The following is a 12,784-nucleotide window of genomic DNA, read 5'->3' on the forward strand; positions in this document are numbered from 1 at the left end:
CGGTCGCGAAGCCACCCGCCGGGCGGCGAGGGCGGCTCAGGTCAGCAGGGCCGTGGCGATGGCGGCGATGCCCTCGCCCCTGCCGGTCAGCCCGAGTCCGTCGGTCGTGGTGCCGGCCACGCTCACAGGCGCACCGACGGCGGCCGACAGCGCCTGCTGGGCCTCGTCCCGGCGGCTGCCGATGCGGGGACTGTTGCCGATCACCTGCACCGCGACGTTGGCGATCTCGTGGCCCTCGGCGCGCACCATGCGGGCGGTCTCGGCCAGGAAGCCCACACCGGAACCGCCGGCCCACCGGGGGTCCGCCGTGCCGAAGACCGTGCCGATGTCGCCCAGGCCGGCGGCGCTGAGCAGGGCGTCGACCATCGCGTGGGCGGCGCAGTCGCCGTCGGAGTGACCGTCCAGGCCCGCCGGTGCGTCGGGCCAGTGCAGCCCCACGAGCCACAGGTCCGTGCCCGGCGTCAGGCGGTGGACGTCGGTGCCGATCCCTGTTCTCATCGTTCGAGCCCCATGGGTCGATCATGCCGTAACAGGTTGGTCATGCTCGCAACCGTGCACCCGGCACCGATGCCGACGACACTGGACGGGTGAATCCTCGTGCCTCCGCTGCCACCGGGGTGTTGGCCGTGGGCGCGGCCCTCACCGTCAGCGAGCTGCTGGCCGCCGTCTTCGACGTGCCGGAGTCCCCTCTGCTGGCGGTGGCCCAGCACGCGGTCGACCTGACCCCGGCACCGTTGATCAAGCCGATCATCGACCTGGTGGGCACGGCCGACAAGCCTCTGGCCGTGGCGGTCACGGTGGTCGTGCTGCTGGCACTCGGAGCCGTGGCGGGGCGGGCCTGGATCGAGCGCAGGCAGGTGTCGCTCACGCTGGTCGGCGGCTTCACGGCTCTCGGCACGCTCGCCGTGCTGACCCGTCCCGAGCCCTCGGCCGCCGCCGTGGTGGCCACGGTGGCCGGTGCCGCGGCCGCGCTCGCGGTCCTGCACCTGCTGCAGGACCGCCTGGCCGAGGACGCCCCCGACGGAACGCGGCGCAGCTTCCTGGTGGGCGCAGCGGTCGTGCTGGTCGGCATCGTCGCCTCCGGCGTGGGCGGTCAGCTGCTCGCCGAACGGCGCCGGCGCCGGGCCGAGCTGGAACGGGCGCGCGCCTCCCTCGACCTGCCGCTGGAGCCGACCAGCACCCCCGCGGGCGCCGATCTGGGCATCGACGGCCAGCGACCGTGGACCACCCCCAACCGCGACTTCTACCGCATCGACACGGCGCTCAGTCCGCCCCTGCTGGACGCGTCCGAGTGGAGCCTGCGGATCCACGGCCTGGTCGACCGCGAGATCACCGTGACGTACGACGACCTCGTGGCGCGCGGTCTGACCGAGGCATGGGTGACCCTCTGCTGCGTCTCCAACGAGGTCGGCGGCGACCTGATCGGCAACGCCAACTGGTCCGGCGTCCCGATGGCCGACCTGCTCGCCGAGGCCGGCGTGCAGGACGGCGCGGACTGCCTGCTGTCGACCTCGGTCGACGGGTGGACGTGCGGCACGCCGCTGGAGGCCGTGACGGACGGCCGCAACGCCCTGCTCGCGGTGGGGATGAACGGCGAGCCGCTACCCGTCCGGCACGGGTTCCCCGTCCGTCAGGTGATCCCCGGGCTGTACGGGTACGTCTCGGCGACCAAGTGGGTGGTCGACTGGGAGGTCACCCGGTTCGCCGAGGTCGAGGCGTACTGGACGCAACGGGGCTGGGGCGAACGCGGCCCGATCAAGACCCAGTCGCGCATCGACCTGCCGGCGCCGAACAGCACCGTGCGGGCCGGGCAGCAGGTCATCGCCGGGGTCGCGTGGCACCAGCACACCGGCATCAGCGCCGTGGAGGTCCGCGTCGACGAGGGTGACTGGGTCGGGGCCACGATCGGCGAGGTCGACACCGTCGACACGTGGGTGCAGTGGTCGGTGCCGTGGGACGCGACCCCCGGCCGGCACACCATCGAGGTGCGGGCCACCGACGCCGACGGGCGCGTGCAGACGCAGGAGCGGGCCGACGTGCTGCCCGACGGCGCGACCGGCTGGCACAGCGTCGACGTCGCCGCCCAGGCGTAGCGGCGGGAGCGGGCGTCCGGGGCCGATAGGCTGGGGGGTGTGAGCCTGCACCTGTACGACACCGCGACCCGGCGGACCGCCGCGTTCGTTCCCGTGACCCCGGGGCAGGTCAGCATCTACCACTGCGGCCTCACGGTGCAGGGCCCCCCGCACATCGGGCACATCCGCAAGGAGGTCGTGTTCGACGTCCTGCGGCGGTGGCTGGAGCGCTCCGGTCTGGAGGTCACGATCGTGGCCAACGTGACCGACATCGACGACAAGATCATTGCGAAGGGCCGCGAGCAGGGCCGTCCGTGGTTCGCCGTGGCCTACGCCAACGAGCGCGCGCTGCACGCGGCCTACGAGGTGCTGGGCTGCCAGCCGCCCACCTACGAGCCCCGGGCCACCGGTCACGTGCCCGAGATGGTCGAGATGATCGCGACCCTGATCGAGCGCGGCCACGCCTACCCGGCCACCGACGACTCCGGCGACGTGTACTTCGACGTGCGGTCCTGGCCGGAGTACGGCGCGCTGTCGCGACAGTCGGTCGACGACATGCAGCCCGCCGAGGACGCCCCGCCCGCCGGCAAGCGTGACGCCCGCGACTTCGCGCTCTGGAAGGGCCACAAGGCCGGCGACCCCGACTCCGCGTCGTGGACCACCCCGTGGGGGCGCGGCCGCCCCGGCTGGCACCTGGAGTGCTCGGCGATGGCGGGCAAGTACCTGGGTCACGAGTTCGACATCCACGGCGGTGGCCTCGACCTGCGGTTCCCGCACCACGAGAACGAGCTGGCGCAGTCGCGCGCCGCCGGGCAGCGGTTCGCGCGCATCTGGATGCACAACGCGATGCTCAACCTCGGCGGCTCCAAGATGGCCAAGAGCGTCGGCAACACGCTGATGGTCAGCGAGGTCGTCCGCCGGGTGCCGCCGATCGCCCTGCGGTACTACCTGCTGGCCGCGCACTACCGGTCGGTCATCGAGTTCAGCGAGGAGTCGCTCGCGGAGGCGGCCACCGCCTTCGAGCGCATCGCGGGCTTCGTCACCCGCGCCGCCGAGCTGGTGGGCCCGGGCGAGCCGGGTGACCCCACGGCCGAGTTCGTCGCGGCGATGGACGACGACCTCTCGGTGCCCGCCGCGCTGGCCGCCCTGCACGCCACGATCGGCGACGGCCAGCGGCTGCTCGCCGCCGGCAGCTCGCCCGAGCTGCGCGAGGTGCTCGCGTCCGTGCGGGCCATGCTCGACGTGCTCGGCGTCGACCCCCTGTCGCCGGTGTGGTCCGGTGCCACCGACGACTCCACCGACCAGGCGCTCGACACCCTCGTGGGGGCGCTGCTGGAGCAGCGCACCGAGGCTCGTGCCGCCCAGGACTTCCAGACGGCCGACCGGGTGCGCGACCAGCTCACTGCCGCCGGCGTCGAGATCGAGGACACGCCGCACGGCCCGCGGTGGTCCGTGAAGGGACGCTGAGATGCCCGGCAACAGCCAACGCCGAGGGGCGATCAAGAAGTCCGGCAAGGGAAACCCGACCGCCGGATCCGGAGGACGCCGGCGCAAGGGTCTGGAGGGCAAGGGCCCGACCCCGCGCGCCGAGGAGCGACCGAACCACAAGGTCTACAAGATGAAGAACGCCGCCACCAAGCGGGAGGCCGCGCGGCCCCGCCGCAAGACCGGTGACGTCGCGGAGTGGGTGGCCGGACGCAACTCGGTGCTGGAGCTGCTCAAGGCGACCGTGCCGATCCACGGGCTCTACGTCGCCGAGGGCACCGAGCGCGACGAGCGCATGCGCGAGATCTTCAAGCTCGCCGCCGACCAGCACGTCAGCCTGCTCGAGATCGGCCGGGTCGAGCTCGACAAGCTCACCGGGGGCGCGGTCCACCAGGGCATCGCCGCCAAGCTCAACGCCTACGACTACGCCGATCCGCGCGACCTGCTGGCGCTCGCGGCCGAGCGCGGCGAACCGGCCCTCATCGTGATGCTCGACGGCGTGACCGACCCGCGCAACCTCGGTGCCGTCATCCGGTCGGCCTCCGGTTTCGGGGCCCACGGTGTCGTCATCCCGGAGCGCCGGGCCGCGCAGATCACCGCGGCGGCGTGGAAGACCTCGGCCGGCGCCGCGGCCCGGGTGCCCGTCGCGCGCGTCACCAACCTCACCCGCACGCTCAAGGAGCTGCAGGAGGAGGGCCTCATGGTGATCGGTCTGGCGGCCGACGGCGACGTCGAGCTGCCGTCGTCGCAGATGCTCGACGGCCCGGTCGTCGTCGTCATCGGCAGCGAGGGCAAGGGGCTGTCGCGGCTGGTGGGCGAGACCTGCGACGAGCTCGTCTCGATCCCGATGTCGACGGGGCTGGAGAGCCTCAACGCCGGCGTCGCCGCGGGCATCGCGCTCTACGCCATCGCCCGGCAGCGCGGCTGAACCGCCGGTGACCTGGTTCGAGACCAGCACGGCCTCCGAGGCCGTGATCGACGCCGACCGTGCCGACGTGTGGTCGGTCCTGACCGACGCCGACGTCGTCGCGGAGCTGACCCCGTTCGTGCAGCGGATCACCGTCGACGGCGACCACTGGCACTGGGAGCTCGACGAGGTGCCCGGGCTGGGCGTCAGCCTGGCTCCGGCCTTCACGGTGCGGATGCGGCTGGACGACGGCGAGCGGATCACCTTCGAGCACGACCCGCCCGAGGGTGAGCGGGAGCGGGCGGCGGTCGAGGGCGTGTACGAGCTGGCCGACGCGTCCGACGGGGGACCCGGCTGGCGATCGACCTGACCGTCCGGGTCGACCTCCCGCTGGCCAAGCTCACCGGGCCCGCGGTGCGCACGACGATGAAGGGCGTGCTGGCCACCATCGGCACCAGGTTCTCGGCCAACCTGCTGGATCACCTGGGCGCCGCGGAGGAGTGAACCACCCGGCCTGATGAGTTTGACAATCATTGTCAACAAGGTGTGGGATGTGCGTCATGAATCCACGCACCCAGAATCCCCGACCTGTCCACCTCTGGACCTCCGCTCCCGCCCGGCTGACCGCCGGGACCCTGTTGGCCGCTGCCCTGCTCGCTGCCTGCGGTGAGGCTGACCCCGCCGGCTCCACCTCGGACGCGGTGACCGGCCCGACCGAGACCGACCAGCCGGTGCCCCGCGTCCTGGTCGCCTCCGACGAGCAGGTCACGGTGCTCGACGCCGACTCGCTCGACACCGTCGAGACGTTCGACGTCGACGCGCGGCCGATCCTGTCCGTCGCGGGTGACGGCCGGCACGTGTACACGCTGGAGTCCGACGCCGACCGCATCGGCGTGATCGACGCCGGCAGCTGGACCGAGGCGCACGGCGAGCACGGCCACTCGTTCACCGCCGATCCGGCGCGCCTGGACTCCGTCGTCGAGGGCCCGACCGCCTACCACGCGGTCAGCGACGACGAGCGCACCGTCGTGTGGTTCGACGGCGACGGCTCCTTCGTCACCTTCGACCACGGGGGCCTCGAGGGTGACCGGATTGGTGAGCGTCGCATCGAGACCGGCGCGCCCCACCACGGGGTGGCCGTGCCGACCGCGGAAGGCGGGTTCCTGGCGTCGATCGCGGTCGGTGACGCCCCGGTCGGTCTGGCCCTGTTGGACGAGACCGGCGCCGAGACCACCCGGTTCGAGACCTGCGAGGGCCTGCACGGTGAGACCCACGTGGGCGAGACGGGCTACGCCTTCGGCTGCGCCGACGGCATCATCGTCGTGGCGGACGGCAGCGCCACCAACATCGCCGCGCCGCTGCCGGGCGCCGGCACCGGATCACTCGTCGAGGTCCACGACTCCTCGGTGGTGGTGGGCAGTCTGTACAGCGAGACCGACGACAGTGCCTCGACGTCGCTGGCGCTGTACGACACCGCCGCGGGCACGGCGACCCTGGTCGACCTGGGCGTGGAGTTCAGCAACCTCGCGTCCGTCGACGGTCACGCGGTGGTCCTGGGCACCGACGGCGCCCTCCACCTCGTCGACGTGGCGACCGGCGAGGTGACCTCGATCGACGTGATGGACGGCTGGGACAAGCCCGAGAGCTTCCGTGACCCGCGTCCGGTGCTGGCCGCGGCCGGCGACCGGGCGTGGATCACCGATCCGGGCGCCGGGACGCTCGCCCTGGTCGACCTGGAGTCCGGCGAGACGGTGCAGCGGACCGAGCTCGACGCGACGCCGACGTCGCTGACCGTCGTCAACGCCGCCACCCACGCACACTGACCGACCGCTCCGCCTCCCCTTCGCGCTGGCAGTGACGTTTCGGCCCCGGAATCGGCGGTTTCAGGGCCGAAACGTCACGGCCAGCGGGGACGGGCCGATGGGGGCGGGCCGATGGGGGCGGGCCGATGGGGGCGGGCCGATGGGGGCGGTCAGCCGAGGACGTGGTCGAGGTACGCGTTGGTGAACCGGCGGTCCGGGTCCACCTCGTCGCGGATCGCGACGAAGTCCCCGAACCGGCTGTACCGCTCGGCGAAGTAGTCGGCGCCGAGGGTGTGCATCTTGCCCCAGTGCGGTCGGCCCTCGTGAGCGGTGAAGATCGCCTCAGCCGCGGCGAAGTAGGCCGTCGGGTCGGTGCGGCGGTACTGGTGCACCGCGACGTAGCAGTTGTCGCGCTCGTGCCCGGTCGACATCCACACGTCGTCGGCGGCGGTGAACCGGACCTCGATCGGGAACGACACCGCCTCGTGGCCGGCGTCGAACCAGCGACCGAGCTCGTCGAGCACGTGCGACAGGGCCTCACGCGGCAGCGCGAACTCCGACTCGCGGAACCGCACCGTGCGGGGCGAGACGAACACCTCGTAGGAGTGGTCGACGTACTCGCGGGCACCCAGCATCGAGGCGGCGAGTGCGTTGGCGCGCGGGATCCAGCCGGGTCGCCGCGTCAGCACCCGGTTGATGCCCTCGAAGGCGGTGTTGCTGAGGAACTCGTCGTCCCACCAGTGCCGCAACCGGCCGACCGGCTGCCGCTCCGTGCCGTCTGCCACCCGGTTGTTGCGCTTGATCGAGGTCTTCGTCGTGTGCGGGAACCAGTAGAACTCGAAGTGGTCGTTGTCGTCGACGAGCTCGTCGAGCCGGCCCATCACCTCGGCGAGCGGCATCGGCTCCTCGCGGGCGTGCAGACAGAACGCCGGCACGCACTGCAGGGTGACCTCGGTGATGATGCCCAGCGCGCCGAGGCTGACGCGGGCCGCGCCGAACCAGGGGTGCTGCTCGTCGATCTCGAGGACGTCGCCCGCAGCTGTGACCAGCTGCACCGCGACGACCGCGGCCGAGATGCCGTGCAGGCGGCCGCCGGTGCCGTGGGTGCCGGTGGAGATGGCGCCGGCCACCGACTGCGGGTCGACGTCGCCGAGATTCGGCAGCGCCAGCCCCAACGCCCCGAGTCGGGGGTTGAGTCCGTGCAGCGAGATGCCGGCCTGCACCCGCACCCGTCCGGTGGACGCGTCGTGCCCGACGATCGCGGACATCCGGTCGAGGTGCAGCAGGATGCCGTCGGTCCGACCGATCGGCGTGAACGAGTGACCGGCGCCGACGGCCTTGACCGTGAGGCCGTCGGCGGCGGCCCGTCGCACGAGGTCCTGCACGTCGGCGGTGGAGCCGGGGTGGGCCACAGCGGCCGGGGTGCTGGTGACGTTGCCGGCCCAGTTGGTCCAGGTGGTCATCCGAAGTTCTTCCCCTCGCCGCGGTAGGTGGGCAGGGACCGGACGGTCCCGTCGGCGTCGACGAGATGGACGGCGTCGAACCGCTCGCACATCTCGCCGGCCTTCGCGTGGCGGAACAGCACCCGGTCGCCGGGCGCGAGGTTCCGTGCCGCCCGCCCGCGGACCGGGGTCTGCACCTCGCCGGCTCCCTCGGTCCCGATCAGGTCGAGCCCCGGCGGGTGCACCGGCGTCGGTCGGCGGGCGTCGCCGGTGGGACCGGAGGCGATGTAACCGCCGCTGAAACAGGTCGCGACGTCGCGGGCCGGACGACGGACGACGTCGAGCGCGAAGTACGCGGCCGGTCGCGCCGCGAAGGCGTCGTAGGAGTCGAACAGGGTCGGGGTGAACAGCCCGGAGCCGGCCGTCAGCTCGGTGACGCAGGGATCGTCCCCGGTGACCTCGAGGCTGCCCGTGCCCCCGGCGTTGACGAGCCGGAGGTCGGCCACGCCCCGCACGGCGTCGACCACCCGGGCCCGGCGGTCGGCCAGCTCGGCGGCGGAGCGACTCTTGACCAGCCGGACCGCGGGGGAGGTGTCCGGCAGGCCGGCGATCTGGGCGTCGTAGAACATCACGCCGACGAGGTCGAAGCCCGGGCGTCGGACGATCGCCTCGGCGGCGCGGCGGGCCTGGCGCACCGAGTGCACCGGCGAGCGGCGGACCCCCAGGTGGACGGGGCCGATCTTGTAGGAGGCGTCGACGTCGAGGCAGACCTGCAGGTCGGGGTGGCGCGGGCCCAGCACCCGGTCGATCGCGTCGAGCGCGGGCAGGCCGTCGACCATGAGGGTGATGGCGCGGCGGTGCCGGTCATCGGCAGCCAGGCGGCGCAGGGCCGCGGCGTCGACGGTGGGGTAGGCCAGCAGGACGTCGTCGATCCCGTGCTCGACCAGCCAGAGGGACTCGGCCAGCGAGTACGACATGACCCCGGCGAATCCCGGTCGCGCCAGGGTCTCGGCGACGACTCCGCGCACCCGGACGGACTTGCTGGCCACCCGGATCGGCACCCCTCCGGCCCGCCGCACGAGGTCGTCGGCGTTGGCGGCGAGCGCGGGCTCGTCGACGACCGCCAACGGTGCCGGCAGGTCACGGGTGGCGGAGAGCAGGTCGTCGAGGCGGGTCATCGGCTCCAGTATGGCCGAGGCGGTGGGGGTGCCGGGGTCGTTACGATGGGACGTCGCACCGGGACTCTCCCGGCGCGCGCCCCTGTAGCTCAGTTGGTAGAGCGCCTCACTTGTAATGAGGATGTCGCGGGTTCGACTCCTGTCGGGGGCTCCAGAACGACAGCGTTATCGAGTCGCCCACGCCTAGTGACTGTACCCGTTTGTGCACCCATCCGAACGGCGGCAACTGTGCGCATCGGTGTGCACTTGGTTATCTCACCCAGGGGCTAGTTTCTCCCCATGACAGCGATGGACGCCTTCGAGGGCCGCACATGGTTCAGCACCGCCCAGGCTGCCCAGCACAGCGGCTGGTCCAGCAAGACCGTGCTCCGCGCCCTCCGTGACGGCACTCTGGCTGGCAGCCAGCGCATGGCCGGGGGGCGCTGGAGGATCCACCGGGACGACCTGGACGCATGGCTGCGCGGCGAATGATGGCACTCACCGATGACGAGCGAGCGATGCTCGAGCTGGAGCGCCAGTGGTTCGCCCACCGTGGGTCGAAGGAGGGCCGCATCCTCGAGCGGTTCGGCCTGTCCCCGACTAGGTACCACCAGGTGCTGCTGCGGCTGATCGACCGGGAGGACGCTCTCGCCCACGACCCGATCCTGGTGAAGCGGCTCCGCCGGCTGCGGACAAAGCGCGCCGCCTCCCGCACAGCCCGCCGGGTGGGCGATGAGTGACGACGACCGCAACGAGGGCGACGGTCCCGGCGAGTGCCTCGAGCACGCTTGGAAGCTGAAGGGCGTGACGATCGCGATGGACGGCGCCCACGAGGACTACGCCTGCCTGCGCTGTGGTGCGGTGTCGATGCGCGAGTCCGGTGCGGGCTGGCATCCGGGGTTCTAGTCGGCGAGCCGCACATCCCAGGGGTCGTCCCTGGGGTAACGTAGAACCTCCGACCGAATCCACTACTCGGGGTCGCCCATGGCTTCTAACCAGCGAACTGGCCGCGCTGCCCGCAGCGGCAGCGTGCAGACGCCTACGTTCTGGATCGACGAGAGCGGATCGAAGAACACCGCGAGTCGATGCTTCGTCGTCGCCGGGATCAAGACCCGCCACCCCGATGATCTCCTCCGGGCGATCCACTCGATCCGGGAGCGTCACTCGTATGCGCACGAGTTCAAGTTCGGCCGGATCAACAAGCGGAACGCGCCGTACATGGTGGAGTTGGTCGACCTCCTCGCAGACAGTGACGCCCATCTGATCGCCTCGGTGGTCGGTCCTGACCACAACCCCTTCAAGGGCAAGGCGGCGTGGGAGGCGCAGGCTGACCTGATCTCACGGCTCATCGTGGGGAGCCTCAACAAGAACGAGGTCGCTGCGGCGTTCATGGACGGGATCTCGACTCCGCCCGACAGGTCGCTGGGTAGAGCTGTGAAGCGGGGGGTCAACGGCCGGCTGCAGGGTACGCCCTTGGTGACCGCGGTCTCCCTCAACTCGAAGACCAACGATCTGCTTCAGGCGGCTGACCTCGTCGCTGGCGCGATCCGCCACCAGCGCATGTCCGATGGACCGCTGCAGGGCGTCGGCGTCGAGAAGGCCAAGGTGGCAGATCGCCTGGCGACAGCCTTCGGCACCAAGGACCTGTCAGATCAGCGCGAGACCAGGGTCAACATCGCCACGGTTCGGGGCCGCGGTACCGCGGGGCGACGACTCCGACCCGTTCGTGACGAATCTCACGCCTCTTGATCTCATTGCCTCATTGCGCGCTATGCTGTAGACATCGGTGCCAGAGCTCAGGGCTCATAGCGCCGAGATGGACCAGAGCTTAGGGCTCACAGTTCAGAATACAGCGGCACGGAGTGGTTTCCTGCTCGCTGACCACAAACGGGTTAGGCGGATTGTTCCCCTAAAGCCTGAACGGCCCCACTGCTCAGCAGTGGGGCCGTTCCTTTTCCCTCGCATGGTCTAGCCATCCTTGCCGTGCTCGGCCTAGGCTGGCGGAACCCATCCCCCGATGGTGTAGACGCCCTGGCCGGAGCCGCAGGTTCCACAGCTGGGGCGTCGTCCAGTTCGGCTGGTCACGTGCCCTGTCTGTGGCTGTACCCGCCCCGTGTCGCGGCGTCTCGCGCACGGTCGAACGCCTCGACCATCGGCCCGGTCTCGGGCACGCCGATGGCCACGGCGAGCAGATGCGCGGTCGCCAGGGCTTCGGCATAGATCGGCCTCGCGAGGTAGCCACCGAGGATCGCCCCGAGCTCGGACGTGAGCAGGTCGGTCCGGTCGCCGGCGAGTGTGCGCATCTGCGTGACGGCCTGATCCTGGGGGACGGCGGTGGTGGCGAGGCGGCGGGCGGTGCCGCCGATCTTCGCGGCGAGGATCCGGTCACGGTCAGGCATGAGCGGGATGGTGCCACCGAGAAGGGACACAACCGGCAGATAGCCAAACTCGACTCGGCGAAAGGCTGCTCCGGCTACCACGGTCTGACCCGCTGTTGTGGGACTCTCGTTCTAAGAGTTGTTCGGCGGTTGCGCTACCCGATAGGATAGTAAAGTGCTTGACACCATCCGAAAGAACTGGTAAGCGCCCATGAGGGGTGTGGTCACCATTCCTGCGCAGCACCGTGAGGCGTTGCGCTCCATTGCTCAGATGGACTCGAAGTTGTGCGATCAACTCGTCGACGCCATTCGCGCAGCCCGCGTCTCCGAAAGCGGGCTGAGGGCGGCGGTGAACTCCGTGGCACTGGACCCGGTCGCATTCGATGCCCTCATGTCGTCGGCGGTGTTCCGCAGCAGTCACGGGCTCTCGCCGGTCGCTGCAGCTGAGCAGTTTGCCGAAGTGCTTGGACTGGGAGATGCAGCGACGCAGCTTGCGAAGGTGCTGGCAGAGCCGAACCTGGTACTCGTCGCGAAAGCTCTCGATCTGCAGAGCACCTACGAACGTGTCCTTCACGTTTCCCGAATCATGACTGACCTCCGCCCCGTCTTCAGCGATGACGACACGGTGCCTCTGGCTGGGACTATTGCCCATCAACTTCAGGTCATCACGTTCGAGCAGTCAGGCATCCACGACTTCTTCATTGCAATGGACGATGCAGACTTGAAGGTGCTCCGTGATCAGGTCGACAGGGCTCTGCAGAAGTCGGAAAACCTGCGCGAAGCTGTATCCGGAACTAGTTTGGCGGTCGTGAAGGAGGACGAGTAGCAATGGCATGGTCAGTTGAACAGCCCCCGATGATCCGACACACGCCGCCCGGTGCTCTCCGACGTCGGGCGCTCGGTTCCGGAATCGTCGTGGAACTGCCGGAGCAATCGAACTCGACCCCCGTCATCATGACCATCCCGCCGACGGCCTACCTCCTCGAAGACCGCCTCGAACGCGCATTGGCAGCAAGTGACACCGACTGGAGGACGGTCGATTCGCTCGCAGGTGAACTTGGTGTTTCAGCCGCCGCGACCCGCGAGGCGATCAGGAGAATGGGGAGCAAGGTTCGTCGTCCCGCGCGAACGAAGAAGAGCGAGGAAGACTGGTACCGACTGTCTTCGCGCGGACTGACTTGGCAGGAGCGTCTCAGGATCCTCCTGGCGTTCGCTAGCCGGACGTCCTAGTTCCCAGCATGGAGACGTGGGAGGTCGCGGCTTGGGCAGTTGCGGGAGGTATCGCTGCTGAGGTCTTGGCTATTGCTCCCTATCGGAGAATCCAGAAGGAGAACAAACCGGCTTGGATCTATTCGGTCAGCTACTGGGTGTGGGCGCCGATCTACGTCGGTCTCGGAGTTCTCGTCGCAGTCTTGAGCTTGGAGGCTGCCGATCCGACCAAGTGGATTGCGTTCCAAGCCGGACTGACTGCTCCGCTGCTCGTGCAACGGCTGCTTGGCGCTGGGCCAGTGCCGGCGGCCGGGTCGGTCGGCTAGGTTCCC

At 70.4% G+C, this 12,784-nt stretch carries 15 protein-coding genes and 1 tRNA gene; 12 read left to right on the forward strand and 4 right to left on the reverse strand.

Annotation, left to right across the window (positions count from 1 at the left end):
* Nucleotides 1-36: 36 nt before the first annotated feature.
* Nucleotides 37-498 carry a 2-C-methyl-D-erythritol 2,4-cyclodiphosphate synthase gene (gene ispF, locus HMPREF0063_RS00115; RefSeq protein WP_007076588.1) on the reverse strand — a complete coding sequence of 154 codons (462 nt, stop codon included), beginning with the start codon at nucleotides 496-498 and terminating at the stop codon, nucleotides 37-39.
* A gap of 89 nt (nucleotides 499-587) precedes the next feature.
* Here ispF and HMPREF0063_RS00120 point away from each other — a divergent pair, with 89 nt between their 5' ends.
* The 5 genes from HMPREF0063_RS00120 to HMPREF0063_RS00140 all read left to right on the forward strand — a co-directional run bounded on the left by HMPREF0063_RS00120 (nucleotide 588) and on the right by HMPREF0063_RS00140 (nucleotide 6,287).
* The gene (locus HMPREF0063_RS00120) at nucleotides 588-2,093 is read left to right on the forward strand and encodes a molybdopterin-dependent oxidoreductase (protein WP_040319987.1); all 1,506 of its coding nucleotides are present in this window, start codon (nucleotides 588-590) and stop codon (nucleotides 2,091-2,093) included.
* Between the two features lie 39 nt (nucleotides 2,094-2,132).
* On the forward strand, nucleotides 2,133-3,539 hold the full coding sequence (cysS, locus tag HMPREF0063_RS00125; protein ID WP_007076590.1) for a cysteine--tRNA ligase: 1,407 nt from the start codon (nucleotides 2,133-2,135) through the stop codon (nucleotides 3,537-3,539).
* Nucleotide 3,540: 1 nt separating this feature from the next.
* The gene (gene rlmB / locus HMPREF0063_RS00130) at nucleotides 3,541-4,485 is read left to right on the forward strand and encodes a 23S rRNA (guanosine(2251)-2'-O)-methyltransferase RlmB (protein WP_007076591.1); all 945 of its coding nucleotides are present in this window, start codon (nucleotides 3,541-3,543) and stop codon (nucleotides 4,483-4,485) included.
* Between the two features lie 7 nt (nucleotides 4,486-4,492).
* Nucleotides 4,493-4,834, forward strand: a complete 342-nt coding sequence (locus HMPREF0063_RS00135) for an SRPBCC family protein (RefSeq protein ID WP_007076592.1) — start codon at nucleotides 4,493-4,495, stop codon at nucleotides 4,832-4,834.
* Between the two features lie 190 nt (nucleotides 4,835-5,024).
* On the forward strand, nucleotides 5,025-6,287 hold the full coding sequence (locus HMPREF0063_RS00140) for a beta-propeller fold lactonase family protein (RefSeq protein WP_040319988.1): 1,263 nt from the start codon (nucleotides 5,025-5,027) through the stop codon (nucleotides 6,285-6,287).
* A gap of 149 nt (nucleotides 6,288-6,436) precedes the next feature.
* Here the strand turns inward: HMPREF0063_RS00140 and HMPREF0063_RS00145 are convergent, their stop codons facing one another.
* Both HMPREF0063_RS00145 and HMPREF0063_RS00150 read right to left on the reverse strand, forming a co-directional pair.
* Nucleotides 6,437-7,729, reverse strand: a complete 1,293-nt coding sequence (locus HMPREF0063_RS00145) for a D-arabinono-1,4-lactone oxidase (RefSeq protein ID WP_007076594.1) — start codon at nucleotides 7,727-7,729, stop codon at nucleotides 6,437-6,439.
* Nucleotides 7,726-8,886 (reverse strand): alanine racemase, encoded by a 1,161-nt coding sequence (locus HMPREF0063_RS00150; protein WP_007076595.1) that lies wholly within the window; start codon nucleotides 8,884-8,886, stop codon nucleotides 7,726-7,728. Before HMPREF0063_RS00150 ends, HMPREF0063_RS00145 begins: the two co-directional genes overlap by 4 nt.
* Nucleotides 8,887-8,964: 78 nt before the next feature.
* On the opposite strand from HMPREF0063_RS00150, the gene HMPREF0063_RS00155 reads away from it, so the two are divergent.
* The 5 genes from HMPREF0063_RS00155 to HMPREF0063_RS00170 all read left to right on the forward strand — a co-directional run bounded on the left by HMPREF0063_RS00155 (nucleotide 8,965) and on the right by HMPREF0063_RS00170 (nucleotide 10,614).
* A tRNA-Thr gene (locus tag HMPREF0063_RS00155) sits at nucleotides 8,965-9,040 on the forward strand.
* 125 nt (nucleotides 9,041-9,165) lie between these two features.
* On the forward strand, nucleotides 9,166-9,357 hold the full coding sequence (locus HMPREF0063_RS00160) for a helix-turn-helix domain-containing protein (RefSeq protein WP_007076596.1): 192 nt from the start codon (nucleotides 9,166-9,168) through the stop codon (nucleotides 9,355-9,357).
* The gene (locus HMPREF0063_RS00165; RefSeq protein ID WP_007076597.1) at nucleotides 9,339-9,605 is read left to right on the forward strand and encodes a DUF3263 domain-containing protein; all 267 of its coding nucleotides are present in this window, start codon (nucleotides 9,339-9,341) and stop codon (nucleotides 9,603-9,605) included. The genes HMPREF0063_RS00160 and HMPREF0063_RS00165 overlap by 19 nt, the downstream gene beginning before the upstream one ends.
* A complete protein-coding gene (locus tag HMPREF0063_RS16075; protein WP_007076598.1) occupies nucleotides 9,598-9,771 on the forward strand; it encodes a hypothetical protein in 174 nt (57 codons plus the stop codon). Before HMPREF0063_RS00165 ends, HMPREF0063_RS16075 begins: the two co-directional genes overlap by 8 nt.
* 78 nt (nucleotides 9,772-9,849) lie before the next feature.
* A complete protein-coding gene (locus HMPREF0063_RS00170; RefSeq protein WP_007076599.1) occupies nucleotides 9,850-10,614 on the forward strand; it encodes a DUF3800 domain-containing protein in 765 nt (254 codons plus the stop codon).
* A gap of 332 nt (nucleotides 10,615-10,946) precedes the next feature.
* Here the strand turns inward: HMPREF0063_RS00170 and HMPREF0063_RS00175 are convergent, their stop codons facing one another.
* Nucleotides 10,947-11,264 (reverse strand): glucosamine-fructose-6-phosphate aminotransferase, encoded by a 318-nt coding sequence (locus tag HMPREF0063_RS00175; RefSeq protein ID WP_083788952.1) that lies wholly within the window; start codon nucleotides 11,262-11,264, stop codon nucleotides 10,947-10,949.
* A gap of 199 nt (nucleotides 11,265-11,463) precedes the next feature.
* Here HMPREF0063_RS00175 and HMPREF0063_RS00180 point away from each other — a divergent pair, with 199 nt between their 5' ends.
* Together HMPREF0063_RS00180 and HMPREF0063_RS16420 are read left to right on the forward strand one after the other, a co-directional pair.
* On the forward strand, nucleotides 11,464-12,069 hold the full coding sequence (locus HMPREF0063_RS00180; protein WP_040319990.1) for a hypothetical protein: 606 nt from the start codon (nucleotides 11,464-11,466) through the stop codon (nucleotides 12,067-12,069).
* Between the two features lie 89 nt (nucleotides 12,070-12,158).
* Entirely contained in the window at nucleotides 12,159-12,473 is a 315-nt protein-coding gene (locus tag HMPREF0063_RS16420) for a hypothetical protein (RefSeq protein ID WP_156793982.1), read from the forward strand.
* Nucleotides 12,474-12,784 lie beyond the last annotated feature (311 nt).

Origin of the sequence: Aeromicrobium marinum DSM 15272 (genome assembly GCF_000160775.2) — a bacterium.
Taxonomy (GTDB): domain Bacteria; phylum Actinomycetota; class Actinomycetes; order Propionibacteriales; family Nocardioidaceae; genus Aeromicrobium; species Aeromicrobium marinum.

What these genes read in the sequence shown, in the direction of transcription:
- HMPREF0063_RS00175 (WP_083788952.1), bottom strand. Translation starts at nt 11,264, where the DNA reads ATGCCTGACCGTGACCGGATCCTCGCCGCGAAGATCGGCGGCACCGCC.
- HMPREF0063_RS00160 (WP_007076596.1), top strand. Translation starts at nt 9,166, where the DNA reads ATGACAGCGATGGACGCCTTCGAGGGCCGCACATGGTTCAGCACCGCC.
- HMPREF0063_RS00170 (WP_007076599.1), top strand. Translation starts at nt 9,850, where the DNA reads ATGGCTTCTAACCAGCGAACTGGCCGCGCTGCCCGCAGCGGCAGCGTG.
- rlmB (WP_007076591.1), top strand. Translation starts at nt 3,541, where the DNA reads ATGCCCGGCAACAGCCAACGCCGAGGGGCGATCAAGAAGTCCGGCAAG.
- HMPREF0063_RS00145 (WP_007076594.1), bottom strand. Translation starts at nt 7,729, where the DNA reads ATGACCACCTGGACCAACTGGGCCGGCAACGTCACCAGCACCCCGGCC.
- HMPREF0063_RS00150 (WP_007076595.1), bottom strand. Translation starts at nt 8,886, where the DNA reads ATGACCCGCCTCGACGACCTGCTCTCCGCCACCCGTGACCTGCCGGCA.
- HMPREF0063_RS00140 (WP_040319988.1), top strand. Translation starts at nt 5,025, where the DNA reads ATGAATCCACGCACCCAGAATCCCCGACCTGTCCACCTCTGGACCTCC.
- ispF (WP_007076588.1), bottom strand. Translation starts at nt 498, where the DNA reads ATGAGAACAGGGATCGGCACCGACGTCCACCGCCTGACGCCGGGCACG.
- HMPREF0063_RS16075 (WP_007076598.1), top strand. Translation starts at nt 9,598, where the DNA reads ATGAGTGACGACGACCGCAACGAGGGCGACGGTCCCGGCGAGTGCCTC.
- HMPREF0063_RS00165 (WP_007076597.1), top strand. Translation starts at nt 9,339, where the DNA reads ATGGCTGCGCGGCGAATGATGGCACTCACCGATGACGAGCGAGCGATG.